General features: G+C 68.5%; 17 protein-coding genes. 10 read left to right on the forward strand and 7 right to left on the reverse strand.

From position 1 onward, the window contains the following. The first annotated feature begins 104 nt into the window (after positions 1 to 104). Positions 105 to 566: a hypothetical protein gene (locus RIE08_15035; GenBank protein ID MEQ8718921.1), complete on the forward strand. Its 462-nt coding sequence runs from the start codon at positions 105 to 107 to the stop codon at positions 564 to 566. 18 nt (positions 567 to 584) lie between these two features. Here RIE08_15035 and RIE08_15040 read toward each other — a convergent pair whose 3' ends face one another. Beyond that, entirely contained in the window at positions 585 to 1,676 is a 1,092-nt protein-coding gene (locus tag RIE08_15040; GenBank protein MEQ8718922.1) for an acetamidase/formamidase family protein, read from the reverse strand. 116 nt (positions 1,677 to 1,792) lie between these two features. Then, on the reverse strand, positions 1,793 to 6,589 hold the full coding sequence (locus RIE08_15045) for an NAD-glutamate dehydrogenase (GenBank protein MEQ8718923.1): 4,797 nt from the start codon (positions 6,587 to 6,589) through the stop codon (positions 1,793 to 1,795). Positions 6,590 to 6,680: 91 nt separating this feature from the next. Here RIE08_15045 and RIE08_15050 point away from each other — a divergent pair, with 91 nt between their 5' ends. Beyond that, entirely contained in the window at positions 6,681 to 8,306 is a 1,626-nt protein-coding gene (locus RIE08_15050; protein ID MEQ8718924.1) for an AarF/UbiB family protein, read from the forward strand. A gap of 86 nt (positions 8,307 to 8,392) precedes the next feature. Next, the gene (locus tag RIE08_15055) at positions 8,393 to 8,821 is read left to right on the forward strand and encodes a TIGR03618 family F420-dependent PPOX class oxidoreductase (protein MEQ8718925.1); all 429 of its coding nucleotides are present in this window, start codon (positions 8,393 to 8,395) and stop codon (positions 8,819 to 8,821) included. Positions 8,822 to 8,840: 19 nt separating this feature from the next. Here RIE08_15055 and RIE08_15060 read toward each other — a convergent pair whose 3' ends face one another. Continuing rightward, the gene (locus RIE08_15060) at positions 8,841 to 9,707 is read right to left on the reverse strand and encodes a hypothetical protein (GenBank protein ID MEQ8718926.1); all 867 of its coding nucleotides are present in this window, start codon (positions 9,705 to 9,707) and stop codon (positions 8,841 to 8,843) included. 71 nt (positions 9,708 to 9,778) lie between these two features. Here RIE08_15060 and RIE08_15065 point away from each other — a divergent pair, with 71 nt between their 5' ends. The 3 genes from RIE08_15065 to RIE08_15075 all read left to right on the forward strand — a co-directional run bounded on the left by RIE08_15065 (position 9,779) and on the right by RIE08_15075 (position 11,846). Beyond that, positions 9,779 to 10,492 (forward strand): C4-type zinc ribbon domain-containing protein, encoded by a 714-nt coding sequence (locus RIE08_15065; protein MEQ8718927.1) that lies wholly within the window; start codon positions 9,779 to 9,781, stop codon positions 10,490 to 10,492. Positions 10,493 to 10,499: 7 nt separating this feature from the next. Continuing rightward, a complete protein-coding gene (locus RIE08_15070; GenBank protein MEQ8718928.1) occupies positions 10,500 to 11,000 on the forward strand; it encodes a hypothetical protein in 501 nt (166 codons plus the stop codon). Between the two features lie 72 nt (positions 11,001 to 11,072). Beyond that, positions 11,073 to 11,846, forward strand: a complete 774-nt coding sequence (locus RIE08_15075; protein ID MEQ8718929.1) for an FCD domain-containing protein — start codon at positions 11,073 to 11,075, stop codon at positions 11,844 to 11,846. A gap of 9 nt (positions 11,847 to 11,855) precedes the next feature. Here the strand turns inward: RIE08_15075 and RIE08_15080 are convergent, their stop codons facing one another. From RIE08_15080 to RIE08_15090, 3 genes are all read right to left on the reverse strand, one after another. After that, the gene (locus tag RIE08_15080) at positions 11,856 to 12,038 is read right to left on the reverse strand and encodes a ferredoxin (GenBank protein MEQ8718930.1); all 183 of its coding nucleotides are present in this window, start codon (positions 12,036 to 12,038) and stop codon (positions 11,856 to 11,858) included. Positions 12,039 to 12,046: 8 nt separating this feature from the next. Next, positions 12,047 to 13,309: a cytochrome P450 gene (locus RIE08_15085; protein ID MEQ8718931.1), complete on the reverse strand. Its 1,263-nt coding sequence runs from the start codon at positions 13,307 to 13,309 to the stop codon at positions 12,047 to 12,049. A gap of 92 nt (positions 13,310 to 13,401) precedes the next feature. Continuing rightward, positions 13,402 to 14,133 carry an iron-containing redox enzyme family protein gene (locus tag RIE08_15090; GenBank protein MEQ8718932.1) on the reverse strand — a complete coding sequence of 244 codons (732 nt, stop codon included), beginning with the start codon at positions 14,131 to 14,133 and terminating at the stop codon, positions 13,402 to 13,404. A gap of 147 nt (positions 14,134 to 14,280) precedes the next feature. Here RIE08_15090 and RIE08_15095 point away from each other — a divergent pair, with 147 nt between their 5' ends. Genes RIE08_15095 through RIE08_15110 form a run of 4 tightly spaced genes read left to right on the forward strand, consistent with a single transcriptional unit; the run spans position 14,281 to position 17,338 of the window. Beyond that, complete coding sequence (locus tag RIE08_15095) at positions 14,281 to 14,796, forward strand: nuclear transport factor 2 family protein (GenBank protein MEQ8718933.1); 516 nt, start codon at positions 14,281 to 14,283, stop codon at positions 14,794 to 14,796. A gap of 49 nt (positions 14,797 to 14,845) precedes the next feature. Continuing rightward, positions 14,846 to 15,766 carry an LLM class flavin-dependent oxidoreductase gene (locus RIE08_15100; GenBank protein MEQ8718934.1) on the forward strand — a complete coding sequence of 307 codons (921 nt, stop codon included), beginning with the start codon at positions 14,846 to 14,848 and terminating at the stop codon, positions 15,764 to 15,766. Further along, complete coding sequence (locus RIE08_15105) at positions 15,763 to 16,893, forward strand: ATP-binding protein (GenBank protein ID MEQ8718935.1); 1,131 nt, start codon at positions 15,763 to 15,765, stop codon at positions 16,891 to 16,893. The genes RIE08_15100 and RIE08_15105 overlap by 4 nt, the downstream gene beginning before the upstream one ends. Then, complete coding sequence (locus RIE08_15110) at positions 16,886 to 17,338, forward strand: response regulator (GenBank protein ID MEQ8718936.1); 453 nt, start codon at positions 16,886 to 16,888, stop codon at positions 17,336 to 17,338. The genes RIE08_15105 and RIE08_15110 overlap by 8 nt, the downstream gene beginning before the upstream one ends. Here the strand turns inward: RIE08_15110 and RIE08_15115 are convergent. Then, positions 17,310 to 19,982, reverse strand: coding sequence for an EAL domain-containing protein (locus tag RIE08_15115; protein ID MEQ8718937.1), 2,673 nt, complete (start codon positions 19,980 to 19,982; stop codon positions 17,310 to 17,312). The genes RIE08_15110 and RIE08_15115 overlap by 29 nt on opposite strands. Positions 19,983 to 20,035: the final 53 nt, after the last annotated feature.

Below are 20,035 nucleotides of genomic sequence, written 5' to 3' on the forward strand. Positions count from 1 at the left end.
CTCCACCGTGCTAGCTCAACCAGAGCTGAATCAATGCTGATTGAGTGACTTCCCGCACGTGGTCTCGGGACGTACAGTCGTCTCAGCCGACCAGGGGGAACCCGATGACCGACACGATCGACGAGGCCGGAGCAGGCGTCGACATCGCCGCCCTGCTCGCCAGCCGGGGGCACCTGTCCACGTCGTGGACCGAACTCGGCGAGAGAACTCTTCCCAACGGCGTGGTCGTCGCCAACTTCAGCATCGGCGACCCGGCGGACCCCGCTTCGCCTGCCGTCTTCAAGGTCGACTTTCCGCCCGGCTGTCGCATCGAGCCGCACTCCCACCGCGCTCCCTACGCGGAGATCATCCTCAGCGGCTCACAGAAGGTCTCCGGACGTTGGCACCACGCTGGCGACGTGCGGATCGCCTCGGCCGATCAGGTCTACGGACCGCTCATCGCCGGCGACGAGGGGGCCAGCGTCCTGGTCATGTTCGCCGACGCACGGTGGCAGCCGGTCACGCTGGATTCCTCCGACGCCGGTTCGACGCTGCACGCCGACGAGATCGCGTCGCGCTTCAGCTGAGGTCGGACGGGCGCCTGCTCAGGCGAGGATCGATTTGGTGAGCAATCCGTGGCAGCCGACGACACCGTCGACCACCTGGGTCACCCCGAAGTCCACGGCCACCGAGCACAGCGAGTACGCGTCGTCCAGCGACAGGCCACCACGGATGGTCAGCAGGTCGAGCATCTGTTCGGCTGCCATCTTCATCGCCTCGTCGAGTGTCTCCCCGAAGCCGTGGGTCGCCCACTCGTAGCCGGTCTCGAGGATCGGCGAGGTCACCTTCAGGTCCTTCGCGACACCGAGGCGGATGCGGCCCGTCAACGGTGCCTCGATCGCCGTGCCGCAGATCTCGCCGTCACCTTGAGCGAAGTGCGGATCGCCGAAGTAGACGTTCCCACCGTCCACCCAGGACGGATAGCAGATGGTCGCGTCGGTGCCGAAGCGCCAGTTGTCCACGTTGCCGCCGAACACCCCGGGGGGCACGGAACTCTGCACGCCGGAGGCCTCCGGGGCCACGCCGATCACCCCGAAGTGGGGCCGGACGGGGACGCGTACCTGCCGGGAGAACGGCTCGCGGGCGCTCTCGTCGGGATCTGTGATGCAGCCGGGGGTGTCATAGAGATCGCGCGTGGTGAAGTCGTAGCCGAACATCGGCGTCGCGACGGAGCCGAAACGTCCGTTGGACGCCTGGGCGAGTTCGTAGATCGTGATGCGCTCCTTTCCCATCCGGTCATAGAGCAGCCCCCAGTTGGCCGCGCAGTTCGATCCGTAGGGGAGCCTCGGTTTCGTCGCCTCGATGTGCACGATGATGGTGTCGCCGGCCTCGGCGCCCTCGACGGCGATGGGGCCGGTGAGGATGTGCACACCCGGTCCGCGATCGGACTCGGCGATGCCGTCCCACACGGCCCTGGTGCCCTCGTCCATCAGGAGGTCCGGAGCGTCGCCCGCGTGGTGCGTCAACGTCTCGATCTCGATCGTCTCTCCGGGCCGGACCGTCAGCACGGGCGGACGATCCCGGTCGATGGACCCCCAACTGCATGTGTCGGGTGTCGCAGGGAGGCGGTGGACGGCCTCGGTCTGCCCCGCGGATCGGAGTGACTCGACGGCGGCTGAAAGGACGGGCTGGCTCACGGCTTCGCTCCTCGGGCGATCTAGCGGCCACGACACGGCCACGTCCCTCCGAAGATAGGGGTGCGATGTTTCCGGGTTGTTTCGAGATGCCGAACGGACGGCAACCCGACGAAGGGTCAGAGCGAAGGTGTGAGTTCGCGTAGTTCGCGTAGCGCGATGGACACCCGGGCGAGGTCCTGGGACCCGCTCGCCTTGATGTCGCTGAAGGTCGCCCTGCAGCGTCCGACCCCCGCAGGGTTGGCCGAGACCCAGTGTTCGACCCGTGAGGCGGCGTCGCCGTTGCCCGAGGTCGCCTCGGTGACGGCGGCGGTCAGGGCGGCGTGCTCCCTGTAGAAGTCGTCGCGCAGCGCCGAACGGGCCCGCGACTGCCAGTGGTCGTCGCGGGGGAGCGCGACGATGTGTCGCCGGAGCCAACCGAGATCGAGGCGTTCGTCGAGCAGGAAGTAGATCTCCGCCACTTCGCGGAGATCGGTGGCGGTGCGCTGGGCGACACCGGCCAGGTCGAGGATCCCGAACGCGAGCCCCAGTCCCGCGACCGTGGCGGCGAGGTCCGCCGGCACGCCGGCGTCGGTCAGCAAGGTCGTGGCGGAACGGTGCTCCGAGAGGTCGGAGCCGACCAGCAGGTCCGCCAGGACGCCGGTGAGGCGGCGGGCGGGCTCGGCATGGGCCGCGATGATCGCAGCGACGTCGGGGGCCCCGGTCGAGCCCCGGAGGAACCAACGTGCCGCCCGCTCTCCGAGCCGCTTGATCTCGAGGTGCATGTCGACCTGGATCGAAGCGGGCACGGCGTTGTCGAGTCCCCGCACCGCCCGCCACAGTCCCTCGAGCTCGAAGACCTCCCATGCGGCCCGGTGGGCGCGGGTGATGGCGGCGACGGAGGCCCCCGTCTCCTCCGCGAGACGACGGACCATCGTGGGCCCGCCCCGGTTGACGAGGTGGTTCGTGGCCTGGGTGGCGACGAGCTCGCGTCGAAGCGGATGACCCAGCACCCGGCGCGCGTGGTTCTCGCGGATCTCACGGGGGAAGTAGTCCAGGAGCAGGTCGTCGAAAGCGGCGTCATCGGGGAGGTCGGACTCGATCAGCGCAGCGGTCAACTGGTTCTTGGTGTAGGCGAGCATGACGGCCAGCTCCGGTTGGGTCAGGCCGGTGCCGTCGGTGCGCCGCCGGGCGAGTTCCTCGTCGTCGGGAAGCGCCTCGAGGTCCCTGTCGAGGCCGACCGTCTCGCTCAGGTTGCGCAGATGGCGGATGTGCACCTCGGTCATGCCGGCGGCCTGGGTGCGGGCCGCGACGAGCGCGTCGAGCTGTCCATCGTTGTCGTCCAGGACCAGTTCGCAGACCTCGTCGGCCATTCGGGCAAGGAGCTCGTTGCGCTGACGCACCGTGAGGTCATCGGTGCGGACAGCGTCGTCCAGGAGGATCTTGAGGTTCACCTCGTGGTCCGAGCAGTCGACGCCACCCGAGTTGTCGATCGCGTCGGTGTTGATCCGGCCGCCGCTGCGGGCGAACTCGATGCGTGCCCGCTGGGTGAGGCCGAGGTTCCCGCCTTCGCCGATGACCTTGACTCGCAGGTCGGCCGCCACGATGCGGACGGGATCGTTGGAGCGGTCACCGACGTCGCGGTCGGTTTCGGTGGTGGCCCGCACGTAGGTGCCGATTCCGCCATTCCAGAGCAGGTCCGCAGGGGCACGCAGAATCATCCGGATCAGTTCGTTCGGTGTGACGTGCCCGGGCTCGGCACCGAGTGCCGCCGCCATCGGTGCGCTCACCTCGATGGACTTCGCCGTGCGTTCGAACACCCCTCCGCCTGCCGAGATCGTCGACGTGTCGTAATCAGCCCAGCTCGACCGGGCGAGAGCGAAGAGACGACTGCGTTCCGCGAATCCCGCAGCCGCATCGGGCTGCGGGTCGATGAAGACGTGGCGGTGATCGAAGGCCGCCACCAGGCGGAGGTGGGGTGATCTCAACATCCCGTTGCCGAACACGTCGCCGGACATGTCACCCACGCCGATGACCGTCACGCTCTCGTTGGCCACGTCGATGCCGAGTTCGCGGAAGTGGCGCTCGACGGAGAGCCACGCCCCGCGTGCGGTGATGGCGAGCTTCTTGTGGTCGTAGCCCGTCGAGCCTCCCGACGCGAAAGCGTCACCGAGCCAGAAGCTACGCCCGGTGGCGATCTCGTTGGCCGTGTCGGAGAAGGTGGCGGTGCCCTTGTCGGCTGCGACGACGAGGTACGAGTCGTCGCCGTCATGGCGGACGATGCCTTCTGGCGGGACGATCCGACCGGCCTCGCGGTTGTCGGTCACGTCGAGTAGCGCTGAGATGAAGGAGCGGTAGCAGCGGACCACCTCCGCGGTGACGGCCTCGCGGTCGCCGTCGGGCAGTTGTTTCGCCACGAACCCGCCCTTCGCCCCGACGGGGACGATGACGGCGTTCTTGACGTTCTGGGCCTTCAGCAGCCCGAGTACCTCTGTGCGGTAGTCGTCGCGGCGGTCCGACCAGCGCAGTCCGCCACGGGCGACGCGGCCGGCCCGCAGATGGACGCCTTCGACGTGGGGACCGAACACGAAGATCTCGTGCGCAGGGACGGGGCGGGGCATGCCGGGGATCCGTCCCGGGTCCAGCTTCAGCGCCAGAGCCGAACCAGCGGTGGTGTCGACGCGGTGATGGTTCGTGCGGACCGTGGCACGTACGAGCGCGGCGAGCGAGCGTAGGATCCTGTCCTCGTCGAGGCTGGCGACGTTGTCGATCAACTCGTCGACGTGTGCGGAGGCCTGCTGCTCCAGTTGGTCACGGTTGTCGAGGTCGGGGGCGAAGCGCGCCTCGAAGAGCGCGACGATGGCGGCCACCGCGGCCGGATTGCGGCTCAGCGTCTCCTGGAGATAGCCCACCGTGTAGGTGGCTCCGATCTGGCGTAGGTAGCGCGCGTAGGCACGCACCACGACCACCTGGCGCCAGTCGAGTCCGGCCCGCGTGACCAGTCGGGCGAAGCCGTCGCTGTCGGCGCGCCCGGACCACGAGGCGAGCATCGCCGCCTCCACGCGGTCGCGGGCCTTCTGATCGATCGCCGTCGGGAAGCGGATCCCGATGTCGTAGATCCAGCGGTGAGCATCATGGGCGACGGCGATCTGGTAAGGGCGTTCATCGGTTACGACCGCGCCGAGGTCATGGAGTAGCGGAAGGATCTGTGAGAGCGTGACCGGTTCACCGTGTCGGAACAGTTCGCAGCGGAGCTCGCCGGGACGAGCTTCGAGGGGTTCGTAGATCTGTGCGACGAGGCCGTGCTCGTCGAGTGCCTCCATCCGGGCGATGTGGCTCACCGCTGTCTCGGCGAGCACCTCGCTCGTGTAGGCCGTGGGAAAGGCCGACCGGTACCGACCGAAGAGTTCGAGGCCGCGGTCTTCGCCCGAGTCGCTGATCAGCGCCCGGCGCAGCAGGTCCTCCCATGTCTGTGTGACTCTCGCCAGGCGCGCCTGCACCGCCTCGCGGTCGGGGAGTTGGGCTGTCGCCCGCGTCGGAGTGTGCACGACGATGTGGAGGCGGGCCAGTGGCGCGTCGGAGATCTCCGTCGAGTACTCGCAGTGTGTGCCCGCGTAGGCCTCCAGGAGGATCTCCTGGATCCGGAGGCGGACGTCGGTGGAGTGCCTGTCACGGGGGACGAAGACGAGACACGACAGGAAGCGGCCATAGGAATCGGGCCTCACGAACAGCCTGACCTCGCGGCGGTCACGGAGGTCGAGAATCCCGCGGCAGATCTCCTCGAGGTCGTCGGTGGAGATCTGGAACAGCTCGTCGCGGGGGAACTGCTCGAGGATGTTGGCGAGGTGGCTCGCGTCGTGGGTTCCGGCGCGGAATCCGGCCCGTCGCAGAACGGCCGCCACCTTGTCGCGGACCACGGGGATCGAGTTGGTCGGTCGGTTGTAGACGACCGACGTGTAGAGGCCGATGAAGCGGCGCTCGCCGGTGACCCGACCGTCTCCGTCCACCCGTTTGACGCCGACGTAGTCCAGACGGACCGGACGGTGCACGGTTGCGATCTCGTTGGTCTTGGTGAGGTTCAACAGGAAGGGTCGGCGTGCGAGCTCGGCGACCTCGGCGGGGAACTGCGACAGGTCCTGGCGTGACGGCGCGGCGGACCGCATCACGCCGAGGCCGGTCCCCGGCACCGAGCTGAGGCACGTGAGGTCGTCGCCGTCGACGAAGTCGTACTCGCGGTAGCCGATGAAGGTGAAGTTGTCGTCGGCCATCCAGCGGAGGAACTCGGTGGCGGCCGCGATGTCGGCGGCGTCGACGGTCCCCGGGTGTTCGGCCTCCAGCTCGGCGGCGAGCTCGAGAGCCCGTGTACGCATCGGCTGCCAGTCGGTGTAGGTGGCCCGCACGTCGGCGAGTACCGAACGCACCTCGGTCTCGAGCGTCGCCAACTCGTCGGCGTCGACACGGTCGACCTCGTAGTGCAGGAACGACTCGGCGGCACCGCCTTCGTCCGCGTCGAGTCCGATGATGCGACCCTCGTCGTCGCGCGATACCTCCACCATCGGATGGAACAGGACGTGGACGGCCAGGTTGCGGTGGTTCATCACCGCCGTCACGGAGTCGACCAGGAACGGCATGTCGTCCGTCACCACGTCGATCACGCTGTGGCTGGTCTGCCAGCCGTCGTCGCCGGCCTGCGGGTTGTAGGCCCGGACCCTCGTCTCGCCGACGCGCCGACTGTCGCCGAGGCGGAGGTGGCGGATCGTGGCGCCGTAGAGGTCGGCGGGGGACTTTCCGTCGAGGTCGAGGTGCGAAGCCCTCCCGTAGTAGGCCCGCAGCATCGCCTCGATCCGGTCGCCGCCCAGAGAGCGGTCACGTGACCGGCCCAATTCGACGACGGCGTCGATGAGTGCGTCGGTGACCTGTTGATCCGAGCTGCGCATCACACTCCCGTCTATCAGCCCAGTCTCGCGTCCGGGGCGGATTCGTGGGGACGCGCCTCCGATTGGGCATCCCGCGGCGTAGAAAGAACCGATGACGCCCGGCGCGACGAACCCGACCTGTGCGGATGCGACCCAGCCGCCCGATGATCGCACGTTGGGCGCCTATTCCGATGATCCTCCCTGGAACGTGGATCTCACGTCGCTCTCGTGGCGGGCGGGTCTGACGGCGCGGCGGCAACAGGTCAGGGCGAGGGTCCCCGAACTCACGCGTCCTCGCCGGGTGCCCCCCCTGCGCCGCCTCGCGCGGGTCTCGGCGCGTCTGGGGCTGGCGCTGGCCCGCTGGCGGATCGCGGAGATGCGGTCGTCGTCGGGCCGGGCTGGGCGTCGCAGGAGGTTGTCGCGCGAGATGCGACTCGCGTGCGAGGACCTCGGATCGACCTTCATCAAGCTCGGCCAGATCATCTCTTCGGGTCACGGGCTGTTCCCCGCGGAGCTGGTCGAGGAGTTCTCGGCATGTCGCGACGCCGTGCCCGCGGAGCGCTTCGAGACGGTGCGTCGCGTGGTCGAGGGCGATCTCGGCATGCCGCTCGAAGCGGTGTTCATCGAGTTCGACCGCGAACCGGTCGCCGCTGCATCGATCGCCCAGGTACACCGCGCTGTCCTCGCCGAGTCCTTCGGTGGCCCCGTCGAGGTGGTCGTGAAGGTCCAGCGGCCCTCCATAGGCGAGGTCGTCCATACCGACATCGAGGTGATGGCGTGGCTCGCCGAGCGGCTGGTCGGGCGGATCCCGGTGGCCGCGCTGGCGAACCCGCCCGCGCTGGTCGAGGTCTTCGCCCAGTCGATCGTGGAGGAACTCGACTTCCGCCTCGAGGCCGAGAACATGGTCGACGTGGCGAGCTACCTGGCGGATACGGACCAGCGGGCCTTCGTCGTCCCGCGCCCGCATCCGGACCTCGTGACCGAGCGCGTGCTCGTGATGGAGCGCCTGTCGGGATTCGCGTTCGACGACGTCGCTCGGATCGAGGGCGCCGGGCTGGACACCCACGAGATCATCAGGTCCGGAATGATCGCGTTCCTCGAGGGCTGCCTGCTGCACGGCATCTTCCACGGAGACCTCCACGGCGGCAACCTCTTCGTGCGTCCCGACGGGCGCACCGCCCTGCTGGACCACGGAATCACGGGTCGCCTCACCGAGCCGAAGCGCAGAGCCTTCCTGCGGCTGCTGCTCGCGGCGACGGTGTCGAACCCGCAGGGCCAGCTCGAGGCGTTGCGCGACCTCGGGGCCCTACCGGCCGACACCGACATCGCTGCGATGGTGGTGGACCTGGGTCTCGACCGCCCGGGGGTCGACCCGACGACGCTCGAACGAGACGAACTCGTCGCCGAGCTGAACAGGATCGTGGGGGCGCTCATGGGGTACGGCGCGCGGATGCCCCGCGAGCTCCTGTTGTTCGCCAAGAACCTCGTGTTCCTCGACGCCGCGATCGCCACGCTGGCGCCCGACCTCGACCTCTTCGCCGAGATCATCCACATCTCGGGCTACTTCGCCGAGAACCACGGTTCCCGCCTCGCGGCGGAGGTGGGCATGCGCCCCGAGGACTACGAAGTCGACCTGACGGCCCTGAAGGGACAGTTCGGGGTGGATCCCGAGACCGAGCAGCTGAGCTACGCGGAGCTCCTCGAACGGCGCGAGTTGATCCGTCGTCGCCTCGGCTGACCCGGCTGGGTAGTGTCGTCGCGCCGCCGTGGACGCGCGCGGCCGACAGGGGGATGATGATGGCCAGCAGACGTGACGAGATCCGGATGACCGAGCCCGAACTGGCCGAGTTCCTCGAGGTGTCGCGCACTGTGCACGTGGCGACGGTCAACGCCGACGGAACGCCCCATCTCGTTCCGCTCTGGTTCGCTCTCGACCACGGCGAGATCGTCTTCCACACGTTCGCCCGGTCACGCAAGATCGTGAATCTTCGTCGCGATCCCCGTCTCACGTGTCTCGTGGAGGCGGGGGAGACCTACCCGGAGCTCCGGGGCGCCCAGATCAGTGGTGTCGCCGAGTTGATCACCGACGTCTCCGAGGTCGAGCGGCACGTGATCGCCACCATGGTCCGCTACGACCCGTCAGTGGCGCCCGAGGACGCTGCGGCACGGGCACCGGCAGTCGCCGCGAAACGCGTCGCCGTGCGGGTGGGCGTCACCGCTGTCGCATCGTGGGACCACCGCAAGCTTGCCTGAGCGAAAGGCGGGTGGGCGATCAGTCGCCCAACTCGTCGAGGATGTCGAGGATCTCGGCCGCGAACGCACTGCCCGCCCGTAGCGGTGGCTCCCGGCGGCCGAGGGCCGCGGCACGCATGGCGATGGCGAGGTCGACGAAGCCCGTGCGTCTCGGTGCATCGGCCTGTGGGATCTCCACCGGTTCGCCGTTGCGCTCCAACCCGTAGCCGGCGGCGAGCTCGAGCCGGGCGGTCCCGTCTGCGCCTGCCACCTGGACCTCCGTGTGGGATCCGCGGCCGCGGGCGCCCGTGAACTCGGCGACGGTCCCGTCGTCGAATGTGATGCGTCCCGCACGCGTGCCTTCGGGACGCCGCTGTACGGCCACCGGGCGAGCCGGTGTCGCAACGGTGAGGGCCAGGGCGATCGCCGACGCGACGCAGTGCACCTCGACGGCCGCCGCAGCCGTTGCATCCGGCAGGGCGACCGCGACGGCGACCCTGTGGGGGCGCGCGATGGCGTCGGATTCGACCAGGAGCCTGCCGAGCGCCGGGGCGTACAGCGCGGATGCTGCCAGCGCGTACCGGTGGACGCCCAGCCCCGCCAGCGCGGACCGGTCGGGGGCACCGGGTGGGGCGACGACCGTGAGGCAGTCACGCCCTGCGGGTGCCCAGACGTGGGCGGTGTCGAACGTGGCGGCCTCGTCGATGCCGATCAGGACGATGTCGGGGTCGGCGGGGGGGCGGGTGGGGGGAACGACCGTGACGCCGTCGAGCCCGGGGTCGGCGACGTCGCCGGCGATCGTCACATGGGCCGGCCCCGTCGTGCGCAGCGCGCCGACCAGCGCCAGCGTCGGCTCGTCGCGGCCGACGACGTGGAGCCGCAGCGGTGGTCCGTTCATTTCGACCATCTGTGGTCACCACCGGCGGTTCCGGGTGGGTAGGGTGACGGTCCGGCCCTGTGAGGTCCGGACACGACACCATGAGCGAACTCGAACGCCTTCTGGCACTTCAGCATCTGGACACGGCAATCGATCAGCTCGTGCATCGCCGGGCGACACTACCGGCGAGGGCCGAGATCGCCGGAGTCGACACGCAACTCGCTGCGCTCGACGTTCGGGAGGAGCCGGTACTCGTGTCCCGCCATTCCCTCGAGCGTGACCAGAAGCGCCTGGAGGACGAGGTCCGTTCCGTCGAGGACCGCCGTGATCTCGAGAACGCCCGGCTCTACGGCGGCTCGGTGACCGCCGTCAAGGAGCTGCAGGCACTCCAGGAGGAGCTGGCAGGTCTCGGTCGACGCCAGGAACACCTCGAGGATCAGATCATCGAGTTGATGGAATCCGACGAGCCGCTACGCGCCGAGCAGGAGGCGATCGACGCCGAACGCGGCAAACTCGCCGCACAGCGTGACGACTTCCGGGCAGCATTGGGTGCGGCCGAGGCCGAGATCGACTCGGAGATGGCGGATCTGAACGACCGTCGCGCCGCCGCCGCCGCCGAGGTGTCGGCCGAGCTCGTGGAGCGGTACGAGAAGCTGCGGTCTCAGCTGGGAGGGATCGCGGTGGCCCGCCTGGTGGGTACGAGCTGCGACGGCTGCCACCTCACTCTGCCCGCCGTCGAGGTCGACAAGCTCCGTCACTCCGACCCCGACGAGGTGGCCCTCTGTTTCGAGTGCGGGCGCATCCTCGTCCACTGAGCGCCCGATGTTCTTCTGGTTCGCCGGGCTGACGCTCGTCAGCGTCGTTGCGATCTTCGCGAGCCCCGCCATCGACTACCGCCTCGTCCTGGTGGGCTCGGTGTTTCCTGTGATCGAAGTCGCCCTGGGTGGCCCCTGGGTGATGCATACGCTCGCGTTCCCGTGCGTGGTGCTGGCCCTCGTGATGATCCTCGGCCGTGGCCGACGGCTCGTCCAGCGCCGCTGGCTCGGCCTCGCCATCGGCTTGTTCTTCTATCTCGTGTTCGACGGGGCATGGGCGCGCACCGAGTTATTCTGGTGGCCGGCGTTCGGCCTGTCGGTCGACGACGCCGACCTGCCGGGCCTGGAGCCGGTGTGGGCGCTCGTCGTGATGGAGGTGGTCGGCGCCGGGTGCCTGCTGTGGGCCTGGCGCTCCTACGGGCTCTCCGAAACCACCCACCGCGAGACGTTCCTGCGCACCGGGCGGCTGCCACGATCGGCTTTGCGCGGCGAGCCGCCGTCGTGTTGATCCGGCCCGCTCTCGGTGGTGTCCGCCCCTCCCGGTCGACACGGCGAGGCGGTCCATCCGTAGACTCCGGGCGTGTCGAGGACGCCCACAGGGGACGAACGCAGGCCGCAACCGGCGAAGAAGTCGCTGTTGTTGGCCCAGGACATCGTCCGGAACCTCGTCGACGACGGCACCGCCCCGGGCGCGAGGCTTCCACCGGAGTCGGAGATGATCGAGCGCTACGGTGTGGCGCGGAGCACGACCCGAGAGGCGTTGCGGCTCCTCGAGACCCAGGGCGTCATCTCCATCCGCACCGGCCCCAACGGTGGGCCCGTCGTGTCCGAACTCGACGCCAGGCCGATGGCGGGCAACATCGCGTTGCTGTTGGAGATCGTGGGTTCCACGTTCCGGTCGGTCATCGACGCGCGGATGGTGGTCGAGCCGCCGATCGCGGCCCGTGCGGCCGAGGTCGCGGATGCGCAGCTGTGTGAGCGTCTGGAGCGCAATGTCGCGGCCATGGCCGCAACATCGGACGCGCTCCTGGCGACGACGGAACTGAGCGCCGAGTTCCACGACCTGGTGGCGGCGAGTTCGACCAACCCGCTACTGGCGTTCCTGTTGAAGGCCCTTCACCACGTGACCGTGCCCTACGTGGCCCAGGTGACCTTCGCTCCGTCGGATCTCGCTGACCTGGTCAGGTCGCACACGTTGCTCGCAGACGCGATCGTGCGTGGCGACGCCGACGCGGCGGGGAGAGCCATGCGTGCGGACATCGTGTTGTTCTGTTGCCTTGTGGACAGGACCAGGCCCGAACTATGGGACGCTCCGATCCACTGGAGCGACGTCAACGAGGGGCGCGCTCTGTGAGCGGCCCGTTCACACGGTGATCGCGCGGCTCGGGCAGATGCGCTCGGCTTCGTCCACCTTGTCGTGGAGTTCCTCGCCCGGATCGCTGACAAGAACCTTCGCGATCCCGTCCACGACCTCGAAGACCTCGGGCGCGATGCGCTGGCAGTATCCGGTGCCCTGGCACACGATCTCATCCACTTCGACTCTCATGGCCGCCCCTAGAGGTTGGTGAAGACGACGGGGAAACGCTCGTAGGCGTCGTGGTGGCTCGCCTCCGTGTAGGCGGGGCTGTCGTCGGGGTCGACCTTCACCCCTGCCCGGAACAGCGCACGGAGGATCCGCACGATGGTCCCGTCGGTGCCTTCGGTTCCGTCTGTCCGGGCCGACAGGCCGGTGACGAGGGCCCGTCCGATGCACATGTGTTCGCCTCCGCCGAATGCGAGACCCCAGGGCTTCGCACTGCCGGTGTCCCGATGGGGGTCGAAGGATCTGAACGTGTCTCCGAACACCTTCTCGTCGCGGTTGGCCGGGGTGAACATGCACGCCACCCGCTCGCCCTCGGCCACACGTCGACCGGTCGAGAGTTCCACGTCGCGCACGGCCTGACGCAGCAGTGCCGGTGCGGGCAGGTGCAGGCGCAGCGCCTCGTACGCGGCCTTCTTGAGGAACTCCGGGTCCTCGAGGTGCTCACGGTCGCCGGGGTTGTCAGCCAGCCACTCGTCGAGGTGACGGATCACGTGGGGGCCCGTGTGGGTGGTGGTCTGCGTCGCGGCGACGAGGAACAGCGTCGCCTCCCGCAGGGGCACCTCGGGATCCCAGTCCGGGTTCCAGTTGGCCAACATCAGTGTGAGCAGATCCGTCGGAAGGTCACCCTCGTCGAGTTCGCCGGCCTCGTGGCGGGCGACCAGGTCGCGGCGACGTTCCAGTGACGGGCCGAAGAACTCCTCGACGAACAGGTCGCGTACCCCGAGGATCCGGGAGATGACGGCATCGTGGTCCTCGGTGGACCACTCGACGGTGACGCCCGTGCCGAGTTGCTCGAGGAACCAGCGGAACCGGGCAGTCGCCTCCGGGTCGTCCACGCCGTCGATGCCCGTGATGGTGGCCGAGATGCGGGCGAGCATCTCTCGAAGCATCTGGCACAGGTCACCGCGCACGACCCCGTCGTCACCACGATTGTTGGCAGCGGCCTCGGCGATGACCTGATCGATGTGGGGATCCAGTGCGCGTCGTTCGTAGTGCTCGAGGGCCGCCTTGGTGAACAGGACCGATTCGAGGCGCCGCCGCTCGAAGTGCGGCTCGCCGTCCAACATGATCAGGCTCTCTGCGAAGAACGCGGCGGACTCGCGGTGTGAGCCCTGGATGAAGTCCTTCGACTTCAACACCTCCTCGCACTCGGCGTGGTCGGTGAGCTGTTGCATGTCGCGGATGTACGGCGCGGGCTCCATGTCCCGCACCGACTCCATCTGCGCCTCGGTCATGTCGTCCCCCTGGTCGTCACGCGGACGTTCCCGCCCCTGTAGCGCTCATCTTCGCGGATCACGGGCGTTCGTGGGGCGTGACCCGGGTCCGCTCAGGCGTCGGCGTAGATCATCCACAGGTCGTGGAACAGGCGCCCGGTCTCGATCGTGCAGTCGTACACGTTGCGTCGACCTTCGGCGTCGGTGACCCATTCCGACACGATCTCGATGCCCTCGTCGCCGTGTTCCTCGTCGGCGAGGATGTGCATCGTCCAGAAGATCAGCTGCTCGTCGGTCATGGAGTAGTTCGCCTTGTTCGCCTCCACGATGCGGGTGAAGGTCTCCGGGACGAAGGACTCGAGCCCGATCCCGATGGCGGCCAGGGGCACGTACCACTCGCGACAACGTCCCATGAACTCGAAGTAGTCGGTCAGTCGCCGACCGGCGGGGAGCTGCTCTGCCGCCCTGATCCGGTCGGGGTCGTCGCCGAGCGCCTCCGCGTAGCGCAGGAGGAGTTCGGGGTGTGCCGCGGTGTTGGTGAAGTTCCCGAGGCACTCTTCGGCCAGGTTCTTCACAAGGGTCGTGCGGACCTCTTCGTACGGGCAGTTGGTGAACATCAGCCCGATCCACGGAAGCATCTTGGAGATGTGCAGGTAGAACTGCTCGGTCCAGAGCTGGAGCTGCTCGGTCGTCGCCGTGCCGGCCTCCATCTCCAGGACGATCGGGTGGTTCGCCATCCCCTGGCCGGGCTTGGACAACTCCGAACGGATCAGTTCGACGAACTGCTCGGGTGTCATCGCGGCGAGCTCGTCCGCGGACGGGGCGAGGGATTCGGTCATTGTCATGGGCGCGTACCTCCGGGGTGAGTTTCTGATCATAAATCTGACCCCTCGGCCTGTAAAGCGCCAAGGACCGGCGTCGCCGCCGCGGGCTAGGGTCGCGCTCCGGACCGGCGTGCACGTCGGTCCGGACCCACGACACCGGGAGTGACCGTGACCGACGCTCTAGCCAGACTCGTCGCCAAGGACGAGATCCGTGACGTACTGATGCGCTACAGCCGGGGTATCGACCGGCTCGACGTCGAGGTACTCCGCAGCTGCTACCACGCCGACAGCTACGACGATCACGGCCACTTCAAGGGCAACGGGCACGAGTTCGCTGAGTTCATCGTGGATTCGTTGTCCGGGAGGGCCCACCACACGACCCACGCGGTGGCCAACGTCCTGATCGAGATCACCGACCTGGACGCGGGAACGGCGCGTGCCGAGTCCTACGGGCTGGCGTTCCTGCGGCGCAGCGCTGACGACGAGGAATGGCTCGACGTCTTCTTCGGACGCTACGTCGACCGTTTCGAGCAGCGCGACGGGGTCTGGCGCATCGCCCACCGCGTCGTCGTCCACGACTGGTCCGTGTCGGGTGCACTCGGCGCCGGAGGGGGCTTTCCCCTGCCGATGGAAGGCTTCACGCAGGGCCGTCGTGACCGTTCGGATCTCGTCTATCTCCCCTGACCCCGGCCGGTCGACCCGGCGCCGCACCGAACCGGAGAGCTCCCGACCCGTGCACATCGACGTCGTTCTCGACCCCACCGACTGCCCGCTTCCCGCGATGGTGGAAGCTGCGCAGGCGGCCGAGGAGGTCGGCTTCGACGGGGTCTTCACCTACGACCACCTGTCGGGGGTGACACTCGGCGGGTCGACGATCCGCCATGTCTGGCCGACCCTCACCGCGCTCGTGACTGCGACGCGCTCGGTCACGGTCGGCCCGCTGGTCATCAATGCGACCAGGCACCACCCCGTCGAGCTGGCGGTCGCGATCGCCAGTCTCCAGGAGCTCAGCGGTGGACGGATCGTCGTCGGCCTGGGGGCCGGAGCGGGCCCCGGATCACCGTTCGCGCGGGAACTGATCATGGCGGGGATGACCCCGCTGCCGGCGGCCACGCGGCGCCGTGTCACCGAGGAGTCGATCGCCATGATCCGCGCTCTGTGGGAGGGCACCTCACTGCGCGGGGCGCACTTCGGTCTCAGTGACCCGACTGGATTCCTGGTTCCGGATCCGATCCCGCCGCTGATCGTCGGTGCCAACGGCCCGAAGATGGCCACCCTCGCCGGGCGGGTGGCTGACGGCGTGAACCTGCATGCGTCGGAGTCCGACCTGGGCGCGATCGCGGACCTCGCGGGTCTCGCCAGGTCCGCGGTCACGGCCGATCCGGAGGGGTTCCTCGTCACCGTCGAAGCCGAGATGACCCCGGCGTGGCTCGACCCCGACAGCGGCCCACGCCGGGAACTCGCCGCCATCGGTGCGGCGCGCCTGATGTTGCGGTGGCACCGACGCGACGGCCTCGCAGGGCTCGCCGCGGCGGGCTCCCGCCTGGCATCCGCGCGGCCGGCCCGGTCCGGCCAGGTAGTGTCGGAGGAGGCCTTCGAGCGGCGGAGTCCCCGGCGGAAGGCTGACCCGACATCGGACTCTTCGATCACATGAGCTTCGAGATCCCACTCGACGTCTTCAGGGCGGCGCCCATAGGAATGGTCGTGTTGTCCCACGACGGCTCGATCCAGTGGACCAACGACGTCATGCGCTCCCTCATCGGCGACGTCGAGGCCGGCGAGGTCCTCGATGACGTCGTCGAGAGGTGGTCCGAGGGTGGTGGTCGCGCCTCACTGAGTTCGACGGAGGACGAGCCCCACGCTTCGCGCGAGGAGCGCTGGCGGCTCCGTGACGGAACCGAGCGGCGTGTCACGATCCACGTGGCCGACGTCGCCGCGAACGGGTCTGGTTCGGACATGATCCTGCAGGTGGTGGACGTGACGGAGGCCCGCGCCGCCCGCGAGGCGCTGCAGGAGGCCGAAGCCGAACTACGGCGGCGCAACCTGGACCTCGAGCGGTCCAACCGGCAGCTCACCGAGTTCGCATACGTTGCGTCACATGACCTCTCTGAGCCGCTACGCGTGATCTCGGGGCACGTGGAGCTGCTCGCGATGCGCTACGGCGACGAACTCGACGACGACGCACGCAAGTGGATCGAGTTCGCGGTGGACGGGTGCGCGCGCCAGCGGACACTGATCGACGACCTGCTCGCCTACTCGAGGGCCGGCCGCGTGATCGAGCCCGAAGAGGTCGACCTCGGCGAGGTGGTGGAGAGGGTCACGGCAGACCTCTCTGTCGCCATCGCCGAGGCCGAAGCGTCTGTCCGGTTCGGTGATCTGCCGACGGTCATCGCCGACCGCAAGGGCCTCGGCGCGCTCTTCCAGAACCTGATCGGCAACGCGATCAAGTTCCGGCGCGAAGGCGTCCCCCCGGTCGTCGAGATCGGCGCGGAGCGACGTGACGACGGCTGGCTGATCTCGGTCGCCGACAACGGCATCGGGATCGACGAGAAGTACCGAGATCGCATCTTCGGGGTCTTCCAGCGTCTTCACGGTCGCGGCGAGTACGGCGGCACGGGAATCGGACTGGCGATCGCGCGCAAGTCGATCGAAGCGATGGGTGGCGAGATATGGGTGGAGGAGTCGGCATCGGGTGGGTCGGTGTTCCTGATGACACTGCCGGATCCGCCGGCGTCGGCCGCATGGACCTACAGCGACACGACGGAGGCAGCCGGTGAGTGACCGGACGGTGAGGCCCGTCAGCATCCTTCTGGTCGAGGACAGTCCCGGCGACGTGAACATCACCCGCGAGGCGCTGCGTCAGGCGCGCATCGCCAACGAACTCCACGTCGTCACGAACGGGGAAGCGGCCCTCGACTACCTCCACCAGCGGGGGGAGCACGCCGACGCCGAGCGTCCCGATCTCGTCCTCCTCGACCTCAACATCCCCAGGGTCTCGGGTCACGAGGTCCTCGAGGAGGTCAAGAACGACCCTGAGCTGCTGGCCATTCCGATCGTGGTGCTCACCACCTCGTCGGCGCAGGCCGACGTGTTGCGTTCGTATTCGTCGCACGCCAACTCGTTCGTCACCAAGCCGGTGACGATGGTGGAGTTCATGGACGCGCTCGGTTCGTTGGAGTCGTTCTGGCTGCAGATCGTCACGTTGCCGGGTTCTGACGAGGACTGAGTTCGGCAACAGGTTGGTGAGGCTGGGCCGCCCAGGTCAGCTGCCGCAGCTGGCCCGCCAGGTCCTCGGGTGGGACCGCCTTGTCGAGTGCGAGCACGGCCCCCGCGCTCACCACGTCCTGGGCGATCGCGGCGGACAGGTAGCCCGTCAGCACCACGACCTTCGCTGATGGCGAGTGCAATCGCAGCGCCTCGAGGACCTCCGTGCCGTCGAGACCCGGCATGGCGAGGTCCAATACGACGAGGTCGGGTTCGAGCTCGATGGCCAGCTCGATGCCGGGTTCACCAGCGGGGGCCTCGCCGACGACTACGAGGCCCTCATGCTCGAGGTGGGCCCGTAGAAGGCTGCGGTAGGGCGTGGAGTCATCTATCAGCAGGACCCGTGGCGGGTTCTGGTTCGCGTCGCCGGTCGACGGGTGAACGGCGGCGGGCGGATCGGCGGTCGCCGGGGTCGATGGTCGCGACTCGCTCCTGTCCGTTGGCGGCCTGGGAGAGATGTCGAGGCCCCGGGTAGTCAGAGCCCGGAACTGCTCGGCTGGTAGCGCTTCGGACCACAGGAAGCCCTGACCGTAGTCACATCCCATGCGTCGAAGCGCCCTGAGCTGCCCGAGGTCCTCTACCCCTTCGGCGATGGTCCTCAGGCCGAGGTTGGACGCGAGGTCGATCATGGAGCCGACGATCGCCGCGTCGGCGGGGTCGCGGCTCAGCCCGCTGACGAAGTAGCGGTCCAGCTTGAGGACGTCCACCGGGAACCGTCGAAGGTAGGCGAGCGACGAGTAGCCGGTCCCGAAGTCGTCGACTGCGATGGAGATGCCGAGAGCGGCGAGTTCCTCGACGGCCCTGGACGCCGTGTATCGATCGTCCATGAGCGTCGTCTCGGTCAACTCCAGCACGAGGGCGTCGGACGGGAGGTCGTGCCGGTCGAGGCATTCCGCTATCTCGTAGACGAAACCGGGCTGACTCAACTGACTCCCCGACACGTTGACGGCGACGGTGAGGGACGCTCGTCGCGGATCGGAGCGCCACCGGGCGACTTCGGCGCAGGCCGCGTCGAGGATCTGACGTCCGAGTTCGGCGATCATCCCGGTGGATTCCGCCAACTCGATGAACCTGCTGGGCGGGATCGGGGTGCCGGCGTCGTCAAGCCAACGGGCGAGTGCCTCGGCGCCGACGATCCGATTGTCGACCGTGACGACGGGCTGGAAGTACGGAACGATCGCTCCGACGGCGAGGGCTTCACGCAGCGCTCGCTCCGCGTCGAGGCGACGCAGAGCGATCGTGTGCATCTCCTCGTCGAAGACGACGAAACGACGACCGCCGACGACCTTGGCCCTGTGCATGGCCGAGTCGGCGTTGGCGAGCAGTCGGTCGGCGTCATTGCCGGGGTCGGTGGTGAGTGCGACGCCGATACTCAGGTCGATCTTGAGCGACCGGCCGGCGACTTCCAGCGGTGCGTCGAACGCGGCGAGGATCTGGTCCGCGAGTCGGGTCGCGTCGACTCTCGACGTCCCGGTCTCGGCGACGACGACGAAGCCGTCTCCGCCGAAGCGGGCAACCGTGTCGGACTTGCGTACCGAGCCGGCAAGGACCTTCGCGACTTCCACGAGCACCCGGTCGCCGAAGGTGTGGCCGAGGCTGTCGTTCACGATCTTGAACCGGTCGATGTCGACGAACCACACGCCCACGGTCCGGTTCGCCACGCGTTCGAGTCTGTCGAGCGCCGAGTTGATGCGGTCCGTCAGCAGGACTCGGTTGGGCAGGCCAGTGAGGTCGTCGTAGAGCGCGTGACGTGTCAACTCGTCCTCGAAGCGGTGCCGTTCGGACACGTCGCGGCTGAACAGGCAGATCCGCGGGCCATCGGTGGTCTCCACCACGGACCAGGAGATCTCGAGGTCGACGGGGTGGCCGTCGTGGTGAAGCGCCACCGCTTCGACGATCGACGGCGGGGAGGGCTCCGCTGCGCCGTCGCCCGCGAGCATTCGGTTGAGGACGCGCCGCAGCCCGTCGCGGTCCTCGGGGGCCATGAGCAACTCGACCAGGTTGCGGCCCTCGACGTCCTCGGCGGTCCAACCGAGGCAGGCGGTCGCGGCGCCGTTCCAATCGCGGATCGACGCGGACTCGTCGAGTTGGATGACGGCGGAGGTGCTCGACTCGACCATCGTGCGGTACAGGGTCTCGGCGTCGCGGCTGCGTCGGAGCTCGTGGTCGAGGCCGGTGACGTCGGCGACGACGCCGCGTACCGCGACCGTCGACCCGTCGGCAGCGCTCTCACGTCTTCCCCGAAGCTGGACGGTGCGCGTTGTCGGGTGGTCGCCGACGCTGGTGTGGAACTCGAAGTGCTCGATTCCGTGCTCGCCACGCGCCGTGAGGATCGGTTCGATCTCGTCGCCGAAGACGGCGACCAGGTCCGTTGAGCAGACGGGCGGGGTTCCCGTCACCGGCACGATGTCGGCGAAGTTCGGCGACACCGTGACCACGTCAGCAGTGGCATCCAGACTCCAGGTGGCGATTCCCGCGGCTTCCATGGTGACCACGAGGTCACGGTGCTGTCTGTCGATGTCGCTCGCGACGGCCGCGTGGTCCGTGGTGTCGCCGTCGACGTTCGGTGGGGTGCGCTCCGTCGCCCTGCCGAGGATCTTTCGCATCAGGTTCCCGCCTGCTGTCAGAAGACAGCCATCTCATCGGCTGGCAGAAGCAC

It is taken from the genome of Acidimicrobiales bacterium (genome assembly GCA_040219085.1).
In the GTDB taxonomy this organism is placed as follows: Bacteria; Actinomycetota; Acidimicrobiia; order Acidimicrobiales; family JAVJTC01; genus JAVJTC01.

Coding starts and splice junctions, on each gene's coding strand:
- RIE08_15035 (MEQ8718921.1), top strand. CDS start 105: ATGACCGACACGATCGACGAGGCCGGAGCAGGCGTCGACATCGCCGCC.
- RIE08_15045 (MEQ8718923.1), bottom strand. CDS start 6,589: ATGCGCAGCTCGGATCAACAGGTCACCGACGCACTCATCGACGCCGTC.
- RIE08_15050 (MEQ8718924.1), top strand. CDS start 6,681: ATGACGCCCGGCGCGACGAACCCGACCTGTGCGGATGCGACCCAGCCG.
- RIE08_15055 (MEQ8718925.1), top strand. CDS start 8,393: ATGACCGAGCCCGAACTGGCCGAGTTCCTCGAGGTGTCGCGCACTGTG.
- RIE08_15060 (MEQ8718926.1), bottom strand. CDS start 9,707: ATGGTCGAAATGAACGGACCACCGCTGCGGCTCCACGTCGTCGGCCGC.
- RIE08_15065 (MEQ8718927.1), top strand. CDS start 9,779: ATGAGCGAACTCGAACGCCTTCTGGCACTTCAGCATCTGGACACGGCA.
- RIE08_15070 (MEQ8718928.1), top strand. CDS start 10,500: ATGTTCTTCTGGTTCGCCGGGCTGACGCTCGTCAGCGTCGTTGCGATC.
- RIE08_15080 (MEQ8718930.1), bottom strand. CDS start 12,038: ATGAGAGTCGAAGTGGATGAGATCGTGTGCCAGGGCACCGGATACTGC.
- RIE08_15085 (MEQ8718931.1), bottom strand. CDS start 13,309: ATGACCGAGGCGCAGATGGAGTCGGTGCGGGACATGGAGCCCGCGCCG.
- RIE08_15090 (MEQ8718932.1), bottom strand. CDS start 14,133: ATGACAATGACCGAATCCCTCGCCCCGTCCGCGGACGAGCTCGCCGCG.
- RIE08_15105 (MEQ8718935.1), top strand. CDS start 15,763: ATGAGCTTCGAGATCCCACTCGACGTCTTCAGGGCGGCGCCCATAGGA.
- RIE08_15115 (MEQ8718937.1), bottom strand. CDS start 19,982: ATGCGAAAGATCCTCGGCAGGGCGACGGAGCGCACCCCACCGAACGTC.